The sequence below is a fragment of the Streptomyces sennicomposti genome (assembly GCF_019890635.1).
GTDB classification, from domain to species: Bacteria; Actinomycetota; Actinomycetes; order Streptomycetales; family Streptomycetaceae; genus Streptomyces; species Streptomyces sennicomposti.
The window spans coordinates 26,462-45,368 of sequence record NZ_JAIOAB010000061.1 but is presented as its reverse complement, the minus strand read 5'-3'; the positions used below and the strand labels follow the sequence as shown (position 1 = coordinate 45,368).

23 protein-coding genes and 1 pseudogene are annotated in these 18,907 nt (G+C 71.2%); 12 read left to right on the top strand and 12 right to left on the bottom strand.

Annotation, left to right across the window (positions count from 1 at the left end):
* Positions 1-246: 246 nt before the first annotated feature.
* From K7787_RS26175 to K7787_RS26155, 5 genes and pseudogenes are all read left to right on the top strand, one after another.
* Positions 247-723, top strand: a complete 477-nt coding sequence (locus K7787_RS26175; RefSeq protein ID WP_223003154.1) for a hypothetical protein — start codon at positions 247-249, stop codon at positions 721-723.
* 268 nt (positions 724-991) lie between these two features.
* The gene (locus K7787_RS26170) at positions 992-3,229 is read left to right on the top strand and encodes an FG-GAP repeat domain-containing protein (RefSeq protein WP_247721293.1); all 2,238 of its coding nucleotides are present in this window, start codon (positions 992-994) and stop codon (positions 3,227-3,229) included.
* Positions 3,230-3,305: 76 nt separating this feature from the next.
* Positions 3,306-3,773 (top strand): annotated as a pseudogene (locus K7787_RS26165) (LysR substrate-binding domain-containing protein); the annotation flags it as partial.
* A gap of 141 nt (positions 3,774-3,914) precedes the next feature.
* The gene (locus tag K7787_RS26160; RefSeq protein WP_223003153.1) at positions 3,915-4,487 is read left to right on the top strand and encodes a dihydrofolate reductase family protein; all 573 of its coding nucleotides are present in this window, start codon (positions 3,915-3,917) and stop codon (positions 4,485-4,487) included.
* 94 nt (positions 4,488-4,581) lie between these two features.
* Positions 4,582-4,800: a DUF4287 domain-containing protein gene (locus K7787_RS26155; RefSeq protein WP_223003152.1), complete on the top strand. Its 219-nt coding sequence runs from the start codon at positions 4,582-4,584 to the stop codon at positions 4,798-4,800.
* Positions 4,801-4,834: 34 nt separating this feature from the next.
* Here K7787_RS26155 and K7787_RS26150 read toward each other — a convergent pair whose 3' ends face one another.
* The 10 genes from K7787_RS26150 to K7787_RS26110 all read right to left on the bottom strand — a co-directional run bounded on the left by K7787_RS26150 (position 4,835) and on the right by K7787_RS26110 (position 10,464).
* Positions 4,835-5,506 (bottom strand): SUKH-4 family immunity protein, encoded by a 672-nt coding sequence (locus K7787_RS26150; protein ID WP_223003151.1) that lies wholly within the window; start codon positions 5,504-5,506, stop codon positions 4,835-4,837.
* Between the two features lie 137 nt (positions 5,507-5,643).
* Positions 5,644-6,093 carry a hypothetical protein gene (locus K7787_RS26145; RefSeq protein ID WP_009189713.1) on the bottom strand — a complete coding sequence of 150 codons (450 nt, stop codon included), beginning with the start codon at positions 6,091-6,093 and terminating at the stop codon, positions 5,644-5,646.
* Positions 6,077-6,574: an RNA polymerase sigma factor gene (locus K7787_RS26140; RefSeq protein ID WP_009189714.1), complete on the bottom strand. Its 498-nt coding sequence runs from the start codon at positions 6,572-6,574 to the stop codon at positions 6,077-6,079. The genes K7787_RS26145 and K7787_RS26140 overlap by 17 nt, the downstream gene beginning before the upstream one ends.
* Positions 6,575-6,721: 147 nt before the next feature.
* On the bottom strand, positions 6,722-7,363 hold the full coding sequence (locus K7787_RS26135; RefSeq protein WP_223003150.1) for a class F sortase: 642 nt from the start codon (positions 7,361-7,363) through the stop codon (positions 6,722-6,724).
* Positions 7,364-7,366: 3 nt separating this feature from the next.
* Positions 7,367-7,756, bottom strand: a complete 390-nt coding sequence (locus tag K7787_RS26130) for a hypothetical protein (protein WP_223003149.1) — start codon at positions 7,754-7,756, stop codon at positions 7,367-7,369.
* Between the two features lie 134 nt (positions 7,757-7,890).
* Entirely contained in the window at positions 7,891-8,373 is a 483-nt protein-coding gene (locus tag K7787_RS26125) for a hypothetical protein (RefSeq protein WP_223003148.1), read from the bottom strand.
* A 26-nt stretch (positions 8,374-8,399) separates the two neighbouring features.
* Positions 8,400-8,801: a hypothetical protein gene (locus tag K7787_RS26120; RefSeq protein WP_223003147.1), complete on the bottom strand. Its 402-nt coding sequence runs from the start codon at positions 8,799-8,801 to the stop codon at positions 8,400-8,402.
* 178 nt (positions 8,802-8,979) lie between these two features.
* Positions 8,980-9,168 (bottom strand): SUKH-3 domain-containing protein, encoded by a 189-nt coding sequence (locus K7787_RS26115; protein ID WP_223003146.1) that lies wholly within the window; start codon positions 9,166-9,168, stop codon positions 8,980-8,982.
* Between the two features lie 42 nt (positions 9,169-9,210).
* Positions 9,211-9,399, bottom strand: a complete 189-nt coding sequence (locus tag K7787_RS31945) for a hypothetical protein (RefSeq protein ID WP_308036477.1) — start codon at positions 9,397-9,399, stop codon at positions 9,211-9,213.
* Between the two features lie 144 nt (positions 9,400-9,543).
* The gene (locus K7787_RS26110; protein WP_223003145.1) at positions 9,544-10,464 is read right to left on the bottom strand and encodes a sulfotransferase; all 921 of its coding nucleotides are present in this window, start codon (positions 10,462-10,464) and stop codon (positions 9,544-9,546) included.
* A 232-nt stretch (positions 10,465-10,696) separates the two neighbouring features.
* Here K7787_RS26110 and K7787_RS26105 point away from each other — a divergent pair, with 232 nt between their 5' ends.
* The 3 genes from K7787_RS26105 to K7787_RS26095 all read left to right on the top strand — a co-directional run bounded on the left by K7787_RS26105 (position 10,697) and on the right by K7787_RS26095 (position 13,761).
* Complete coding sequence (locus K7787_RS26105; protein WP_223003144.1) at positions 10,697-11,344, top strand: RNA polymerase sigma factor; 648 nt, start codon at positions 10,697-10,699, stop codon at positions 11,342-11,344.
* Between the two features lie 77 nt (positions 11,345-11,421).
* On the top strand, positions 11,422-12,267 hold the full coding sequence (locus K7787_RS26100; protein WP_223003157.1) for a hypothetical protein: 846 nt from the start codon (positions 11,422-11,424) through the stop codon (positions 12,265-12,267).
* A 489-nt stretch (positions 12,268-12,756) separates the two neighbouring features.
* On the top strand, positions 12,757-13,761 hold the full coding sequence (locus K7787_RS26095) for an alpha/beta fold hydrolase (RefSeq protein ID WP_308036476.1): 1,005 nt from the start codon (positions 12,757-12,759) through the stop codon (positions 13,759-13,761).
* Here the strand turns inward: K7787_RS26095 and K7787_RS26090 are convergent.
* Positions 13,754-14,131: a hypothetical protein gene (locus tag K7787_RS26090; RefSeq protein ID WP_223003143.1), complete on the bottom strand. Its 378-nt coding sequence runs from the start codon at positions 14,129-14,131 to the stop codon at positions 13,754-13,756. The genes K7787_RS26095 and K7787_RS26090 overlap by 8 nt on opposite strands.
* 736 nt (positions 14,132-14,867) lie before the next feature.
* Between K7787_RS26090 and K7787_RS26085 the strand changes: the two genes are divergently transcribed.
* The 4 genes from K7787_RS26085 (at position 14,868) to K7787_RS26070 (ending at position 17,787) form a co-directional block, all read left to right on the top strand.
* Entirely contained in the window at positions 14,868-15,134 is a 267-nt protein-coding gene (locus tag K7787_RS26085; protein ID WP_223003142.1) for a ribbon-helix-helix domain-containing protein, read from the top strand.
* Positions 15,131-15,574, top strand: a complete 444-nt coding sequence (locus tag K7787_RS26080; protein ID WP_009189725.1) for a PIN domain-containing protein — start codon at positions 15,131-15,133, stop codon at positions 15,572-15,574. The genes K7787_RS26085 and K7787_RS26080 overlap by 4 nt, the downstream gene beginning before the upstream one ends.
* A gap of 546 nt (positions 15,575-16,120) precedes the next feature.
* Positions 16,121-16,777 carry a class I SAM-dependent methyltransferase gene (locus K7787_RS26075; protein WP_223003141.1) on the top strand — a complete coding sequence of 219 codons (657 nt, stop codon included), beginning with the start codon at positions 16,121-16,123 and terminating at the stop codon, positions 16,775-16,777.
* Entirely contained in the window at positions 16,774-17,787 is a 1,014-nt protein-coding gene (locus K7787_RS26070) for an HNH endonuclease family protein (RefSeq protein ID WP_308036475.1), read from the top strand. The genes K7787_RS26075 and K7787_RS26070 overlap by 4 nt, the downstream gene beginning before the upstream one ends.
* A 249-nt stretch (positions 17,788-18,036) precedes the next feature.
* Here K7787_RS26070 and K7787_RS26065 read toward each other — a convergent pair whose 3' ends face one another.
* Positions 18,037-18,891, bottom strand: a complete 855-nt coding sequence (locus K7787_RS26065; protein WP_223003140.1) for a DUF4435 domain-containing protein — start codon at positions 18,889-18,891, stop codon at positions 18,037-18,039.
* Between the last annotated feature and the right edge of the window lie 16 nt (positions 18,892-18,907).

Here is an 18,907-nt window from a genome sequence, read left to right as displayed (position 1 = left end):
CGTCGCCCGTCGCCCGTCGCCCGTCGCCCGTCGCCCGTCGCCCGTCGCCCGTCGCCCGCAATTCTCCCATCCTAGCGGGAGTTGGGCGGTGGGGAGAAGGGTTTCCGCAGGTCGGAGCGGGTTTCTCGGCGTCGTCCGGCGACATGGGCCGATCGTACCGCCCGCGTCGCGCGGACCCGCGAGTGATCCTTGCCGCACCTGCGCGAGACCCGTACGCCACGGAGCCGCGACCGGGAGGATGGGGGCATGAGCGAGTGGGGTATCGCGCTGATCGCCGCCGGGGCGGCGATCGCGGGCAGCGTCGTCACGGGGTGGTACAGCAGGTCCGCCGGCATCAGGCAGGCCGACGCCGCGCGGCACGCGGGCGACCGGCAGGCCGAGGCACTGCTGGAGTCGGTCCGGATGACCGTGCGCGGTGAGGCGGAGCAGCGCGCCCTGGCCGTGCGGCGCCAGGTCTACGCGGGGTTCCTCGGCGTCGCGGAGGCAAGGGTCCTCGCCGAGCGGACGGGCCGGGGCGGAGACCAGGGCGACGCCGTCCTGCTCCAGCGCGCCCTCGGCGAAGTCGTGCTGGAGGGGCCGTCCGACGTCGCGGCCGCGGCGGCCCGCCTCGTCGACGCCCTGCGGCGCCACGAGCCGCCGGACGACCTGAACCGGGCGAAGCTGGCCTTCGTGACGGAGGCCCGGCGGGCGCTGGACACCGCCCCGCCCGCACCCAGGAGCTGACGGCGCCCCCCGCGAGGAGGCGGGACGGGCGGAAGACCGACGGCGGGGGGAGGAGGGATACCCGGGTGACTCCTGTCGGAGGCCGTTGATACCCTCCAGCGATCATGGTGTGGGTTGGCACGTCTGTCGTGCGGGACGGCGGGGACCCGTCCGTCCGACCGCGCGCGGCCGCCCGCGCGGGCCCGTCGCACGATCACCGCCCGCTCCCCGCACCAGCCCCTCAGCCCCCCACGCCTGTCCGAGTCACCTGAGTCGAAGGAACACTGCGTTGCTTCCTGCCAGAACCACCGGGCGGCGCCTCGGCGCGGCCCTCGCCACCGTTCTCGCCCTCACGGCCGGCGGCGCCGGACTGACCGTCCCGGCGGTGGCCGCGCCCGCCACCGGCGCCGTGCCCGCCGTGCCCGGGGACCGGACGGCGCCCGCCTTCCCGAAGGGCGAGGACATCGCCGGCGCCACCGCATCGGGCTATCTGACCTGGGAGAAGAACGGCGCCACCAAGAGCTGGCTGCCCGCCGGGGGCGGCGCCGCGACGCAGTGGCCGTGGAGCGCCGCGGTCCAGGCCACCGGGGTCGGCGATCTCGTCGCCACGTGCCTCGGTTCCACGGCCCGGATCACGGACATGGCGAGCGGCTCGACCGTCTACGCCTACGACCTCGGCCCGTCCGTCAACGGCGTGCGGTACGCGGGCGCCGCCGGGACCTCGCTGTTCACCACGGCGACCGGCGACGCGGGCGGCACGACGCTGCGGATCCACACCAAGGGCCAGTCGCCGCGCACGGTGACCGGTCTCTTCCCGCAGGACGCCGCCGGGGTGAAGGTCACGCCCGGCACCGCCACCGAGGCCCTGGTCGGCTACACGACCGGCACGGACGCGGACACCCGGTACTTCTTCGGTCTCGTCGACCTCGCCACCGGCGTCATGGAGGAGACCTACGAGGTCTCGAAGGCCGCCGCGACGAAGAGCAACGTCGCCGTCTCCGCCACGCACGTGGCCTGGACCCAGTACAACGGTACGGACGACGCCACGGTGACGGTCGTCGAACGGGCCACGGGCAAGGCCCAGAACATCCACGTGGGCAAGGTCTGGCCCCCCGCCGTGGAACTCGCCTTCCAGGGCGACTGGCTGACGTACGGCAACCGCGGCGGCCTGACCTCGATCTTCGCGTACTCCTCGAACGCGCTGACCGCGTACAACCTGAAGACCGGCGCCACCCGCAAACTGCTCGACCACCTCACCTCCGCGGCCACGGCCCCCGACGGCACGCTGTTCGTGCGCGGTGGCACGGTCGCCGAGGGCGAGGGCCTCTACCGGATCGTCTCGGGCCAGGACGGCGCCCCGGCCGTCGCCCTCGTCGCGAGCACCGGCGAGCCCACCCGCATCACCCTGACCGGGCACGGCGTGCCCGCCACCGTCGACCTCGACCGGAACGGCGGCAAGGCGTCGCTCCAGTGGCAGTTGTCCCGGGGCAACGCCGAGGTGACGGTCACCCTGCGGCACACCCGCACCGGCCAGACCCGGACCGCGACCTTCACGGACCCGGGCGCCACCGTCCGCTTCGACTGGGAGGGCGGCCTCGGCTCGATGCCGCAGGGCGCCGCGTACAACGGCGACTACACGTGGACGCTGGTCGCCAAGCCGCTCAACGGCATCGGCCCGGACCTCACCTCCACCGGCTCGTTCACGGTCGTGCGCACGGTCAAGCCGCACGACTTCGACGACAACGGCGCGCCGAACGTGCTCGCCCGGGACACCGCCGGACGCCTGTGGAGCAGCGACACGTACCACGACCCGTACAACCCGGGCCAGTTGTCGGGACACGGGACGAAGCTCATCGGCTCGGGCTGGGGGATCTACAACCAGCTCGAGACCGTCGGCGATGTCGGGGGCGCGGCCCACGCCGACCTCGTGGCCCGCGACGGCAGCGGTGTGCTGTGGCTCTACCTCGGCCGCGGCGACGGAACCTTCGCTTCCCGGGTGAAGATCGGCGGCGGCTGGCAGACGTACAACAAGATCACCGGCGGCGCCGACTACACCGGCGACGGCAAGGCCGACCTCCTGGCCACCGACACCTCCGGGGTGCTGTGGCTCTACAAGGGCACCGGCCAGTACAAGGCGCCGTTCGCCCGCCGGGTGAAGATCGGCGGCGGCTGGAACACCTATGCCGAGATCACCGCGGTGGGGGACGTGGGCGGTGCCGCCTCCGGTGACCTGGTCGCCCGGGACCGCGACGGCGTGCTGTGGCTCTACCTCGGCCGTGGCGACGGCACCTTCGCCGCCCGCACCCGGATCGGCGGCGGCTGGAACGCCTACAGCCACCTCGTCGGCATCGGCGACGCGAACCGGGACGGCCGTGCGGACCTGCTCGCCTACGACGTGACCCACAACAGGGCGTACTTCTACTCCGGTACGGGCGACTGGCGGGCGCCCTTCGCGTCCCGGCTGCCGTCCGTCTCCCCCGACCGGGTCGGACCCGGCGACTCCTACGCGCTCAACCACATCGCCTGAGCGCGCCCCCACCGGGTGACTCCCCCCCCGTGCCCCCGCGCCGCGGCCGCCGGCGCGGGGGCACGGGTCCGTCACGGCCCCGCCGGCCCGGCTGCCGGAGGTACGGCTCGCCGACCTCGCCGGCCACGACCTGGTGCTCTTCCCGAGGGCGCAGGCGCCGGGCTGGTACGACCGGCTCCTCGACGTGTGCCGCACGGAGGGCTTCGTCCCGGGCCGCCTGCGGCACGCGTCCCACCCCGAGTTCCTGCTGGCCCTGGTGACGGCGGGCCACGGCGTCGCCTTCGACCGGGGACCGGCGGCGCGCAAGGAGCCGCGGGTCGCCTGGCGTCCTTTGGCCGGCCGCCCCCTCGCCCAGCGGATCAGCGGCGCCTGGCCGGCCGGCCGGGGAGCCCACCCGGCCGCGCGCCACTTCGCGGCCTGCGCGGCGGAGGTCCTGTCCCGCGACCACACGGCGGGCCCGCACCGCCCCTTCCCGCCGGCCGCCCCCCGCCCCTGGACGGTGGTCTACGACGGCCCGGAGAAAAAGTCGGACGACGACCGATGACGCGCCGATGACTTTTCGACGGCGCCGCGGTCCTACCCACGACCGACACGCACCGCCCGCGACAGCACCGGCGGCGCACACCCACCGCCCCACCGGCCGACCCGCCCGGTGAGCGACCACGGAAATGCCGAGGAACCCCGGATGCGCACCCTGATCAGCACCGCCTTCGTCTCGCTCGACGGCGTGGTGGAGGCCCCGGGCGGCGAGCCCGGCTACCGGAACGCGGGCTGGACGTTCAAGGAGGTCGACTTCCAGCCCGAGGCGTACGAGATCAAGGGCCGGGAGCAGCGGGAGGCCACGGCGATGCTGCTCGGCAGAGTCAGCTACGAGGCCTTCAGCGCCGTATGGCCGGACATGGAGGAGTTCGCGGACTACAAGGCGATGCCCAAGTACGTGGTCTCCACCACCCTCACCGAGGACGACCTGGCGCCGGACTGGGGCGAGACCACGATCCTGCGCTCGCTGGAGGACGTGGCCGCGCTGAAGGAGACGGACGGCGGCCCGATCATCGTCCACGGCAGCGCCGCCCTGACCCGTTCCCTCGCGGACGCCGGCCTGATCGACCGCTACCACCTGCTCGTCTTCCCCCTTCTCCTCGGCGCCGGCAAGCGCCTGTTCAGCACCACGGACAAGCCCGCCCAGAAGCTGAAGCTGACGGAACACGAGACGTACGCGAACGGCATCCAGAAGATGGTCTTCGACAGGACCCACTGAACCGGCTCCGAGCCCGCTGAACCCCTCCGAACCCCTCCGAATCCCTATGAACCCTCCGAACCCCTCCGAACTTCGTACCGGAAAGGCCACCCCCATGCCCACCACCCCCGCCCCCAAGGGCCCGGCCAGCTACTTCCCCTCCATCGAGAAGAAGTACGGCCGCTCGATAGAGGAGTGGAAGACCCTGATCCGCACCTCCCCGCTGACCAAGCACATGGAACTGGTCACCTGGCTCAAGACGGACCACGCGATGGGCCACGGCCACGCCAACGCCCTGGTCGCCCACACGCTGGCGGAGACGAAGGGGGAGTGATTCCGCGCGATGCGTGGGCGGCGCCGGCGGGCGCTCACCCGTACAGCGAACGGGCTCCCGGGCTGTCGCCCGGGAAGCGCTGGCCCATGGCGATCTCATCGGCCACCACCGACCAGACGGTCTCCTCGTCCCGGAAGGGGAGCGGATCGACACGGCCGATCTCCTCACGGACCCGCTCGACCTCGCCCTCCAGCCGCTCGAAGCCGGCGTCCTCGCCGCCGCCGTCGATGTGATCGCCGCCGAAGGCGAACTCCTCCAGCAGGCGCTGGAACCGGAAGGCGACCTCGACGAGAGAGGAGACGTCCGTGTGGAGTCCCCGCACGATCTCCTCGTCGGGGTCGAGGGCGTACACCGTGCCGGACGCGGGGTCGAGGACGAGATGCGCGTGGAGCAGCCACCCGATGACGGGCCATCCGCCGACGCCTCCTGCGGCATCCTCCAAGCCCTCCAAGCCCTCCAAGTCCTCCAAGCCCTCGGAGTCCTCCAAGTCGCCGACGGAGACGACGTCTTGGACGAGAGGCAGCAGACCCTCGTCCTCGCCCGGCTGACGCAGCAGGACGGTCCCGTCGGGAACGCCGACGGTCCGCAGCAGCCGTGCGCCCTCGGTGTCCGCGGCGGCGGGCGGGAAGGCGGCGGCGGGCACGGTCGGAACCCGTCCCTCACCGAAGACACGGACGAGCCGACCACGACGGACATCGAAAAGCACTGCCGGGACTCCGAACTCCGCGACACCGTAGGCGCCGTGGGACTCTCAGTGGGTGGAACGCTCGCCCCTACAGCGTCGCGGATCGAGCCGCTCCCGGCGACCTCCGGCCTGAAGTCGGCGCCCCGCCGGGACCCTGGTCACCGAGGCCCGCCGCCCCGACCGGCAGCGGAGTCACGGAGCGCCGACCGGGCCGCCGTCGGCACCGCCCGCCCCGAGGTGCCGTCGCCCACCGTGGGCGTGGGAGCGGACGGGGTGGCCTGCGGGGACGGTACGGCGGGGGCCTGGGAGGGCGAGGACGAGGGCGTGGGTGCGGGGGTCGGCGCGGCGGCGGTCGTCGGCGGGGCCAGCGGGGGCAGGGGCGTCGGGCGGGACGTGGCCGTGGTGGGCCACAGCAGGGCCGCGGCGGCGATCACGACGGTGGTCGCGCCGCCCGCGGCCGCCGCGCGCAGCCCGCGCCGCCGGGCCGCGCGGCGGCGGATCCCCTCGAAGGTGCCGGGCGGCGGCGCCAGCATCGCCGGCTCCTGGCGCAGCAGCGCGGCCAGTTCCCCGTCGCCGTCCTCGTCCCAGGGCTCAACGGATGTGATCAAGTCGTCCTCCCAGGCGGGCGCGCAGATACTCGCGGGCGGCGTGCAGATCGGCCTTGACGGTGCCCTCTCGCCGCTCCGTCAGCTGGGCGATCCTCCGGATCGGCAGGTCGGCGTAGTAGTACAGCAGGACGACGGTACGCAGCCGTTCGGGCAGCGACTGCACCAGCAGCCGTACCGGGACCGATGTCTCGGCGCCCTCCTGCGGGCGGGCGAGGGCGGCCTCGGTGCGGACGCGCCGCACCGCCCGGCGTTCGCGCTCCAGCTTGCGCCAGTGGTCGCGCACCAGGTTGGCCGCGGTGACGTAGAGGAAGCCGCGGGGTTCCTCGACGGCGGTCCAGCGCGTCCACAGGCGGGTGAACGCCTCGGACGCGATCTCGTGGGCGGTGCCGTCGTCGTCCACCAGGCGACGGCACCAGCCGGCGAGACGGGGGTACAGATCGGCGAACAGTTCGGCGGCTGCCCTGTCCTTGGACCGGCTCAACTCTCTCCAAGCGGCGGAATGACGGCGGGGGTGGGGCGCGGGGGCGAAGATGCGGGCGGGATGGTGCGGGGCGGGTGTCCGGGACCCGTTCGGGTCGGGGTCCCGTTCGGGTCCGGGGCACGGTTCGGGTCCGCTCCGGGCCCGGGATCACGCCGTACGCGGTGCGGCGGTGGTCAGGCTCGCGAACACGATGACGTTGTCGCGGTAGCCGTCGCCGCTGCGCGGGCCGCCGCAGGTGATGAGGCGCAACTCCGGGCGGTCGGTGTCGCCGTAGACGTCACGGGTGGGGAAACGGTCCTTGGCGACGGTACGCACCGCGTCCACCGTGAAGGCCGCCGAGGTCCCGTCCTGGAGCCGGACGACGACGCGCGCCCCCGGCCGCAGCCGCGACAGCCGCAGGAAGACGCCGTCCCCGTACCGGCCGACGGTCACATGGCCGAGGATCACCGCCGGTCCGGGCTGCCCCGGTGCGGGCGAGCCGCGGTACCAGCCGGCCGGGGAGTGCGCCCGCACCGGCGGGACCTCGACCGACCGGTCGGGAGCCAGGCCGAGCTGCATGAGCGGGGTGTCGACCCCGATGTCCGGGATGCGCAGGCGTACCGGTGCCGACCGGGCGAGCGGGGTGGGCACGGCCTCGGGGGAGGCACCCGGCGGTGCGGCGGCCGTCGTGCTCGCCGCCGGGGGCGCGGCCACGGAGGGAGCCTCGGCCCGGCAGCCGGTGACCGCACCGGCCGTCAGGCAGACGGTGGCGATGACCGCGGGCAGCGCGGTCGTCCGGTACGCCCGCACGGGTCAGCCCTGGGCCTTGTTCCTGCGGCGCAGCACGAGCGTGCCCGCGCCGAGGGCCAGCACCACGGCACCGGCCGCCGCGGTCGCCTCCACCGTCCCGGAGGTCTCGGCCGCCCCGGTCGGCACGCCGGTGTCCGGGGCGCCCGAGGGCACCACACTGACCTGGCCCCTGCTCCCGCCGCCCACCGCGGTCTGGGCCGGTACGGGCCTGGGGGTGGCGGAGCCGTCGCCGGCTCCCGCCTGGGCGCCGGTCGCTTCGGTGGGGCTCGCCGTGCCGGCCGACGGCACCGGGGTGGGGGTGGACGCGCCGCTGTCGGCGAGAGCCGTCCCGGCTCCGGCCGTGGCCAGCGCCACAGCGCAGCCGAGGGCGGCGAAGAAGGACCGTGCACGCATGAGGAGTCTCCCTCGATCGGCCCGGCCGCCCCGTCATGGGGTGCCGGGCGGCTTTCCGGTGCGGAATCGGGGGGAGAGACGACGCGGCCGGGACCGGGGTTGTAAAGAGATGGCAAAGGGACGGGCAGTGGCGCTCACTGAGCCGGCGACACGGAGCCCGTCCGGGCTGGGGCTGGGGCTGGCGCCGGGGGCGCGGTGGGCCCGCCGGGAGCCCCGTCCCAGATGAACCCGTACCGGTTCCGCTCCCGGTCGAACGAGAGGCCGATGTCGACGCCGCGGATGCCAAACCCCTGTTGCAGGCACTCGATGACGGCCGCGGCGGCGACCTCCTCCTGGTAGTCGGTCGGCACGGGCACGTCCCAGCCGTCCACCCGCACGAGCACGGCATGCTCCCCGCCACCGACCGCACCGAGCTGCCCGGCCACCAGCCCGAACCCGAAGGCCATCCACCGCGCGCCGGCGGGGGCGAGCCCGCGCGGAGGCACCCACCGGACGAGCGCCCCTTCGACGCCACACGCCTCACACGGCGACTCGTCCACGGCCCGCACGTCCACAGTGACGCGCGCGCCGAGCCCCCACGGTCCGATGCGCCGCTTGTAGAGATGTGTGGACGCCATGAGCGGTCTCTCCTGACGAAGGCCGCTCACCAGTCCCGCCACCGGTCCGTGAGTTCGTGCCGATCGAGCCCGCTCCTGGCGGTGAGGGCCGCGACGTCGATCCCCTGCTCGGTGAGCGCCTCATCGATGTAGGCGCACAACTGCTCGCGTTCCTCGGTTTCGAAGGCGCACTCGTCGTGGGCCTCGTTCACGGCGTTCAGGGCGAGGACGACGCGCTCCACCGCGGCGAAGACGCGCGCGTCGTCCCCGTCGGCGAGTGTGGGCAACTCGGCCTCGAACGCGCCGAGGACGGCATCGGTCTCCAGCAAGAGCTCTGCGGGGAACAGCTCGCCCCTGCACGCGCAGTCGGGATCCAGGGCGCCGACGGCAACCTTCGAGGCCTCCTCGGCCACGCCCTTGCGCCAGTTCGTCGTCGGTCTCTCGGCCATGGAGCGGACCGTACAGCGCGGGTCCGACAGCGGGGCCCGCCGCGTTCCTGGCCCGGAAAGCGGCTTCTCCGACTTCGGCTCGCCCGACGTGTCGGAACAGGGCATCGTCGGCCAGGCGGCGGGCGGCGGTGCCGGACGCCGCCGCGGCCGACTCCGGTAGAAGCGTCCCGCGGCGCCACTATCCGATGTGTTCGCGCAGGAACTCGAGAGCGGGCGCGGCGACCTCGAGCCTGCTGCCGTCACGACGAAAACTGTCCACAGCACTCGTCACCTCGGCAGCGGCCAGTCCGTCGCACCGGCGCCCTGCGTACCAACCGGCGCGCGACAACCAGGCATCCACCACCGCGGGCGACTTCAGCACCGTCACGGTCCTCACCCGCTCCCGGCCAAGGGTCCCGGTCCCCGGCGCCTATCGCTTCTGCGCCCTGTAGCGCTTCATCAGAGCAGTGATCCGTGCCTGATCCGCCTGGCCGTTCAACTCCGTCACGAGATCGTCAGGACACAACTCGTACAGGTGGCCCCACCATCGACGCCCCCGGTTGTCCCAGATCCGGTAACCACCCGGCACACCCCTGGCAACGTAGCGCCTCCTGCTCACGGCCCCCCGCTCCCCGTTCCTGACCCGGCCCGTGCCGCCCCTCGGCGAGTCGTCCCCGCCGCGCGACCATACGCGGGCCGCGGCCAACCGGCGAGGCGCGCCGAGCGGGACCGTTGACGGACTCCGGTCAGTAGGAGTGGCGGATCAGTAGGAGTGGCGGACCGCCATCACGGTGCGGATGCGCTCCGCGTCGAACTCGCCGCCGAGCCAGCGGTGCATCGGGCGCAGGGCCTCGGGGTCCGCGCAGTAGTCGTCGTAGTGCACCCGTACGGCGGCGTCCCCCAGACCGTCGACGACCTCGCTCATCCGCTTCTCGGTCCGTGCCAGCCGCTCCGCGGCGTCCGGCATGGTCGCCCACCACTTGCTGCGCGCCACATCGGCGAGGTCGCGGGTGTTGAACACGAACCGCGCGCCGGGAAAGAGCCGCCGCAGGAACGCCACGTACTCGGCGAGGTCCTCGTCGGGCCAGGTGATCTCCTTGAAACCCACGATCCGTGAATCGGGCCGGGGGCGGATCAGGGTGTCCAGCACGAGTCGGCGCATCGCCGCCAGCGCCTCCTCCTCCGGATAGCCGTCGATCCCCCACCAGGGATGGAAGGGCGGCAGCGGCTGCGGCCTGGCGAGGCGGTCGCGGTGGTGCAGGACCTTGTGGTGGAACCGGTACAGCTCGTACAGCACGCCGTGGTTCTCTCCCCGGACCAGCACTCCGGGGATCGAGTTGAGCAGGTTCTGCAGCAGGGTGGAGCCGGAACGGCCGTATGTCAGCACGAACAGGTACTCCAGGGCGGGCTCCTCCTCCGCGGCGCTCCCGTCGCCCGGCGACCGCTCCTCCCGGCCCGGCCCCGCGACCGACAGCACCAGCGCGTCGCGCTCGGCCCGGAGGGTGTCCCGCTCCCGGCAGGCCCGGTCCCGTTCCTCCCGGAGCCGGTGGCAGGTCGTCCGCAGGCGGTCGCGCTGCTCGACGAGATGCCCTATCGGGGGTACCAGCAGCGCCGCGCGCCTGGCCAGCCGGGATGTCACTCGGGTCGGGGGCCGGTTCCCCGGGGACCCTTCGTTCTCCGTCATACGCGCCCTTCTCGTGCCGCCCCGCACCACGGCGGCTCCCGCGAATGTGCCTCCCGCGTAACGTAGGGCCCAAGAATGAGCAAAACCTTAGAGGTCGCTGTCTCTTCATGGTCTGTGGATGAATCCGCCGCTCAGGCGGGCGGCGACCGCTGCGGGATCCCCGGCTCATGAGAACCCGGGCCGATACCGGCCCGGCGGGAACCTTCGGCCGGGTGCCGGACACGTACAGGGCATGGAACTGAACGACGCCGCCCCCGCCGCACCGGACGGAGGGACATCGGACCGAGCGCTGTGGGCGAGAGCCGTCGACGGTGACCGCGAGGCGTTCGGTCAGCTTTTCGACCGTCACGGGAAGGCCGTCTACAACTACGCGTTCCGGCGGACGGCCGACTGGTCCGAGGCCGAAGACCTCACGTCGACCGTGTTCCTGCACGCCTGGCGCCGGCGATCGGAGACGGTGCTGGACCGTGACTCGGCCCTGCCGTGGCTCCTCGGCATCGCCGACGGTCTGCTGTCCAACACCAGGCGGCGGCTGCGGCGCGCCGAGGCGTTGCTGCGCCGGCTCGTCTCCCACGACGAGCCGGTGGGCGACCACGCGGACCGGGTCGCCGGCCTGGTGGACGACGAGCGGCGCATGTCGGAGATCCACCGGGCGCTCGCCCGGCTGCCCCGCCACGAACGCGAGGTCATCGAGCTGTGCGTGTGGTCGGGCCTGGACCAGCAGGCGGCCGCGGCAGTGCTGAAGGTGGCGGTCGGAACCGTGAAGTCCCGGCTGTACCGGGCGCGCCGGAGACTGGGGGCCGACCTCGTCGAGGGAGCCGCGGTTCCAGCGCCGTTCAGTTCCGGTCAACCCGTCAACGCGAAGGAAGTCGCACGATGAATGACAAGCAGGGCGTTCCTGCGGCTCCTTCTGATCGTGATCTGCCGGACCACCGGCGGATGCGAGAGGAACTGCTGATGAAGATCGGTCCGCAGGACAACGGTGCCGACGACGGTGTCTCGGTGCGACGCGGGTGGGGGGTGCCGCTGAGCGTCGCCGTCGGAGTGACGGCGGTGAGCGTCGCGGTCGTGACGGCCCTCGGCGGGACGGGGGACGCCGGGCCGGGCGTCACCGACCAGGCGCTTCCCGGCGGGAACCCGTCGAGGACCGCGACACCGACCCCGAGCACACCCCGCGCCTCCACGGCGGGCGGAGCCGGCCCGGCGCCGTCCGCGGCTCGTGCGACACCCACCTCGGTCGCGTTCACCATCACCGACGCGAGGACGACCCCGGTCGAAGCGGGGACCGCCGCCAAGATCCTCTCCTCCTGCCTGGGCGCGGACGCGTCGCGGTACGACGCCGTGCTCGCGGTCCGCACTCCGGTCGCCGCCCCGGACTGGGACGGCGTGGTCGTCGCCGTGAACTCGGCCGGCCAGTACGTCCAGTGCCAGTCGAAGGGCGACAAGGGGAGCAGCCAGGACTCCCCGCCCACCTTCATCAACGACCGCCTGTGGGGCACCGGCCGCGTGATCGAGTACTTCGACTCCTTCATGACGACCGCCGGCAAGGGGAAGTACCTCATGCTGGGCGCCGGACACTACGCACCCGGCGTCGCGAAGATCACCATCAGCTACGGCGACGACCCGAAGCAGTACCCGGCGGCCATGTCGGACGGCGCGTTCGCCTACGGAGCGGCCCTCTCCCCCGACACGCCCCCCGGCCCCCACTACGACGGCCCGAGCCCGTACGTCCACGCCTTCGACGCCTCGGGCAAGGAGATCTACGACCAGTCGAAGGACCCGCAGTTCAGCAGTGAACGGTGACGGACGGAGGCGGAGGCGGAGGCGGAGCGGGGGCGGGGACCGGGATTACGGACACGCGGAGTTCGCCACGCGCCGGCGTGCGCACAGGGACCTGACAGCGCGGAGGCCGGGCAGGATGGAGGCCGGGCAGGACGGAGGCCGGACAGCGCAGAGGCCGGACAGGACGGAGGCCGGACAACCGACTGGCGGCGACCCGGCCGGGCACGGCCCCGCCCCCGCCCTCGCCCGGGAGTCGTCGGCGCACTGGGCAACGGCGAGTTGCCCGACGGGTGATGCGACGCGCTGACTGCGGTTGCGGCGGGACGTGCGGGACGGTCAGGGCAGTCCGAGCAGGCCGGGCGGTCCGCGTGGTCCGCGTGGTCCGGCTCACGGCGCGCGGGTCGGGGGTCGCGGGTCGGGGCCCTGCGAGCCGCACGGCAGGGTGGTCCTGGGTCCACCCCTGCCGGGGTGCTGGACCGCTGGTGGGCCGAACGGGCCGTTCCTAGCGTGGTGTTCATGATGGATGACACGAACGGAGAACGAGAAGGCGCCACCCGCCGGACGGCGCTGCGCGGGCTGGGACTCGCGGTGGGAGGCATGGCGCTGGCCACCGGGCTCGGCACCTCGCCGGCCGCGGCGGCCCCGCGTCGCGGGCCCGGAACTCACGTGACTTACGTGCTGGTGCACGGTACCCACAGCGCCGGCGCGTTCTGGATGCCGATCGCGCGGGAACTGGTGCTGCGCGGCCACCGCGTCGTCATGGTGGACCAGCCGCGGCACGGCGCGGAGGCCTTCGTGGCGGAGTCGTACCAGCGGCAGGACCTCACAGCGATGGCGGTCGAGCCCTCCCCGCTGAAGGGCCTGGGACTGGACGACTACGAGGCGCGCGTCACGGGCATCGTGCGGCAGGCCGCACGGAACGGCCCGGTGGTCCTGGTCGGGCATAGCCTGGGGGGCGTGTCGGTGAGCCGTGTCGGCGACGCGGTCCCGCACCTGCTTCACCACATCTGCTACATGGCGGCCTTCTGCCCCAGCCGCGTCCTGCCCACGGCGGACGCCTGCACGGCGGCGCCCGAGAACGCGAACGCCGTCAGCCCGGTGGAGCTGACGGTGGGTGACCCGGACCGGCTCGGGGTGTTGCGGCTGAACTTCCGTACGGGGGTCAGCGGTGAGCTGGCCCTCCTGAAGGAGATGATCTGCGCGGACTACCCCGACGCCGACTTCCGCCGGATACTGGCCGGCATGCAGTCCGACGAGCCCGTCGCCGCCTATGCGGGCCGAGCGGTCGGCCGGGCCGGCGACTGGGGACGCATTCCCCGCACGTACCTGCGTTTCGGCAGGGACCGTACGATCGCCACCGCGCTCCAGGACAGAATGATCGCGGAAGCCGATGCGTCCACACCCGGCAACAGCTTCCGCGTGCACGATTTCCCCGGGGCGTCACACGTCGGCCCTCTGGACCCCACCCCGGTCGCGGACGTCCTGGACACGCTCGCGGGGCGGCGGGCTAGCTGACCCGATCCGCCGGGGAGACCCGTTCCGTCACGATGGGTGCGGCGGAGTCCAGCTCGATCGTGTCCCCCTCGTCTTCGCCGCCCACTGCGCTACCGGGGCGATCGACGGGAAGCACGATCAGCAAGGTGTGCGGCCGAGGCAGCCGGCCGGTGTCCATGGGCGGGTCGTAGCGCCCGACGTCGACGACGTGCACCAGCGTCTCGGGGATGCCGACGAGGCATGTGTCGTCCGGCTTCAGACCCCGTGGATCCTGTTCCGTCCGGAAGAGTGACCACTCCCGGCCGTCGGGTTCGACAGGAAGAGCGAATCGGCCGTCCCAGCCGTACCGCGAGTCGGGATCGACGTCTCCCCACGGCCACTCGATGGACACGTGGGACCTTGGCACCTCGGTGACCCGGGCCGGGGCGGGCGCGCACGACACCCGGAGCATGTCACCCACCTCATAGTCCGGTTCACCGTCCCGCATCGGTTGTCGCCCTCCACCTGCGCGTGCCCGGCCCCGAAGGCCATCGGCGGACCCGGGCTCCTTCTCGCCCTGGGGGTTGCCGGGGATCGGGCCGCCACAAGGCGTTCCGGGCACTCCCCGACGCCCTCCCACTCTGAAGCAGGGCTTTCGGCGGCAAAATACCCACCGCCACAAGGGAATTGTGCCCCGCCCACGGCGAAGGGCGTGCGGGACGGGTGCCGGCCTTCTGCCGACAGCTGCTCTGCTGACCCGCGGCCCTCCTGCCTGCTGTGACGGCCCACAGACGTCCGCGATCGTCTGCTGCCGTGCGTCGGGCCTTGTCGCACAGCCAGACACTCACCCGCGAACCAGACCAGGCGCTCAGAAGACCCGGGCACCACCCTGCCGGGTGACGATTCCGACGTCGGACGTGGAAGACGTCGGGCTGCTCACTGCCGAGCAGCCACGCGTGAGTGCGGAGAAGGCCTGAGCCGGGGACCTTGCGGAGACGGCGCTTACCACGCGGACGCTGCCCCTCTCCCCAGGAAACATTCCGGCACCTGGACGGAGCCTGCGAGGTCGGCTCGGCTGGTCCTCGGCGAAGGGGCGGGGGGAAGATACGTCGCATACACCAATCCGGTACATGGACTACACTTGGTACATGTCCCTGAAGCGCACCAACGTCTACGCCGACCCCGAGGACCTGGCCATCATCAAGGAGGCGGCCAAGCGCCGGGGGATAAGCGAGGCCGAGATCATCCGCCAGGGCATCCACCTCGCGGCCATGGCGAACCGGGTCTGGGACGAGCCGCTGTTCTCCCGTACCTTCGAGGGACCGGGCAGCACCCTGTCCAAGTCGGAGGTCCGCGACACGGTGGCGGAAGCCGTCCGGCGTGAGACCGGCTCGGATTCCGGATCCGCCGGGTGATCGTCGTCATCGCCGATACGTCCGGCCTTCTGGCGGCCCTGGACTCGGCTCATCCGGAACACCGGGCGGCGAACGAGGCGATCATGGCGGCGGGCCTGCTGGTCATGTCCCCGCTTCTGCTGGCCGAACTGGATCACGTGGCGACGCGTGAGCTCGGCAGGGAAGCCGCCCTGAGCGCGGTCGACGACCTGCGGCGCTGGATGGGGCGGGGTCGTGTCGTCATGCCGGAGATCACGGAGGACCACCTGGGCGCGGCCCAGTCCGTCCGTGTCCGCTACCGCGCGCTGGACCTCGACCTCGCCGACGCGGTGAACGTGGCGCTCGCCGCCGACTACGACACGGACGCGATCCTCACCCTCGACCGACGAGACTTCCGGGCCGTACGCCCGTTGGGCCGCTACAAGGCGTTCCGGGTACTCCCCGACGACCTCCCACTCTGAAACAGGGCCTCCGGTGACCAAGTACCCATCGCCACAAGGGAATTGTGCCTGCCCCACCCACGGCGAAGGGCGTGCGGGACGGGCGTCCCCCGGACAGGAGGCTGAGAGCCCGCTTCCGGCTCACCTATGCGAAAGCGCGGGTCAGAGCCATGCCACGACGTGATGAGGGCGCCCCCTCAAAGCGCGCGTGCCCTCTGTGTGCCCGATCTCGGGTTACGGGGAGTCCTCGCAAAACGCGGCAACAGCTCTCCCATAAAACAAGCCCCAGGCCGCTGACCTGGGGCTTCAAGAAGAGCGGGTGACGAGAATCGAACTCGCGCTCTCAGCTTGGGAAGCTTGGGTGCTTCCGGGGCGGGAAGCTTGCTGACCTGCGGCGTAACGGTGTCCACGCCTGACGTCCGCGGCTTGCATTCCTCGGTGTTCCCCGTGGCTTTCCGCACGACCTGACACAGTTCTGGCACGTCTGCCGGGGTGCCGAATGACTCCGCACCCACCCTTCGTCTTCATGCGTCGGCCGTTGTCGGTGCGGTCCCGTAGGTTGAGGCCATGGTTGGTACAGGCGAGAACTTCCCTCACCTCGGGGAGTCGTCGACGGTGGGCCAGCCCGCTGCGGGCGTCCAGCCTTACTACGCGCAGCGCGCCGAATTGCTGGGGCAGAGGTACGGGAGCGTCACCTTCGAGGAAGTGCATGGCGGGGTTTTGGATCTGCTTCCGCGGGCGCCGGCGAAGGTGCTGGACGTAGGTGCTGGCACTGGGCGGGACGCCGTGGCACTCGCACGGCGCGGTTACCAGGTGGTGGCGGCGGAGCCGGTCCGTGAGCTTCGGGAGGTCGCGCAGAGCCTCAACCCGCGGGAGGACGTCCGTTGGGTCGAGGACTCGCTGCCCGCACTGTCCCACCTGCAAGGGCCTTTTGAGCTGGTGCTGCTGTCGGCTGTGTGGATGCACCTGGCGCCGGCCGAGCGTGGGCAGGCGATGGAGCGGCTGGCCACGCTGCTGGCTCCGGCGGGGCTGCTGGTCGTCTTGCTTCGGCGCGGAGTCCCGCCGACAGACCGGGTGATGTTCGATGTGCCCGCGGAGGAGATCGTGCGGGACGGGGAGCGAGCGGCGTTGCGGTTGGTGCGACTGGTAGAAAAGGGCGCGGACCGGCTTGGCCGTGCCGAGGTGTGGTGGCAGACGGTTGTCCTGCGCAAGGGGGGCGAGTGAGCGGGCGCGAGTTCTACGCCCAGGATTCCTCGGCGCGCGCGTCGTGGCGGTTGGCAGTGCTGATGGGGGCCAACTCGCGCACCTACAAGTTCGCTCTCGGGCAGGCCCTGCTGGAGTTCGGGCGGACCGGGCGAGAGGAGATCTCCCTTGCCGAGCTCGCCGCTGCCTACAGCCTGGGCCTGGTGCAGCATTTGGCCCAGGGCCCGCAGGCGCCGCAGACGGTGGAGCTGGGCGAGAAAGACTTCCTCACCGTCGCTAAGCAGGAGAGAGCGGCGACGCTGGAGGCCGGCCGGCCCACCGAGCGTCTGCTGGCAGCCGCAGTGCGTTCCATGCCGATGATGGTGATGCAGAAGTTCCACAATCTCCGCGGTGAAACTGCGGTGCCCCACACCTTCTACGAGCTGGCAGGGATGGGACGGCAGCGTGTCGTGCGTCTGACTCCTGACCTGCTGCGACTGGCGCAGTCGGAGCAAGCATCAGGCCTGGCCGCGGAGTTGGGCGCGCGCTGGAGCATCGTGGAGAGCTCCTTCGCTGCCGGCGTCGGGCGCAGCCTCGTCGAGGAGGGTGTCACGGTCGACTGGGACACCCTTAAGATCACCGACAAACGCCGACGCCGCTCGGTGACCGGCATCGTTGACGCCACGGTCGGTTTTCAACACGGCCGCTGTCTGATCTGCGGCGATGTTCTGGCCCCGGGGGAAGCCATAGCCGTCGACCACGTCTTCCCGTTCTCCCTGATGCATCGCTTCGACAGCGTCGGCTCTTGGCACGGGCCAGATCTGGACGCCCTGTGGAACCTTGCCCCCGCGCATGCAACCTGCAACGGAGCCAAGAGCGACCGACTGCCCACCCCGGCCGAACTCGCCCGCCTCGCGGCCCGGAATGACGCAATCATGCAGTCCCCCCATCCCCTGCGCCGCACACTGCAACTCAGCCTGAACCACGCCCTGCCCGGCCAAAAGGCGCCCTCGTGGACCGAGTTTCTAGGAGCGGTTCAGACAGCAGCCTGAGACCGACCGCAGGAGTCCTGGGCCAATTACGGACGCGTCGTTGATGTCAGCCGTGGATGTCATATAGGCCAACAAGCGGTAGAGATCTTCCGGGGCTGCCAGTGGGGCTGCCGCCTGGGGGTGTCGATCGACGCATTCGACACTCTTCGGACTTGGCGGTGAAGACGTAGATGTAGTCAAGTCGATCTGCGCGATGCTGGGTAACCGATTTCCGTTCCGACCCTACCCTTGGGACACTCCGAACCAAGACTAGAGACAAGAAAGGATTTCTCTCCCGCCGCGCTCACCCCATGCGCTCATGCTTTGAAAAAAGGGGGACTCTTTGACATCTGAGCACGTGAAAGCGGCCCTTGTAGCGCGAGCGATGGCGTCCGTTGACGCTTTTGAGCCACAATGACGATACAAGACTATGGCCAATGCCGTGAGCAGATCATGACCTGAGCAGTAGCGTGCCGGCTCACCAATTTCGGCATCTGCTTCTCTGTATAGACGAACAAGCTCCTCCTTGGTTATTACACACCTCGGCGAACGCTTGATGGCGAGCTCGATCATTCTATTGAAGTCGATACCGCTTCCTGCCGAATTGAGCACCACAGAAATAGGGAATTCCCTCAGGTGCAATTGTAGGTGCTCCCTCTCGGAGATGAAGCGAAGCACGCCTATAGGATAGGCGATTTGCGTGACCATCTCGTGCAGAGTTCGACAGTCGGACTTCGCGACATGAGCTCTCAATTGAGAACGATCGGCGAAGTTCGACGCAATTCTGACGACATTTTGCTCCCTGAAGAATACGGTGGCATCAATGTCGTAATAGTCTGTGTAGAAGATATCGTCGTGGCTGGTTCTCGGGTAGAGGAGGTCTGCCCAATCTAGATCTACTGCCACTGCAAGCCGATTGAAACCCTCTTCGCGTGCGAGTTCTACCGCTCCCATGACGACAGATTTTCCGCCACCGGGAAGCGTCTCGCAAGTTTCAGCGTTAATGTGAGGGTCGATGACGCCACAGTCAGACGAACCCTCAACCAAGACGTACAACAGCTCGTTGGTTGCCGCTAGCATCATGACGTGCGAGAGCACGTCGTCCGCCGTCAAGAGATCAAGCATTCTAAACTCTCCCCCC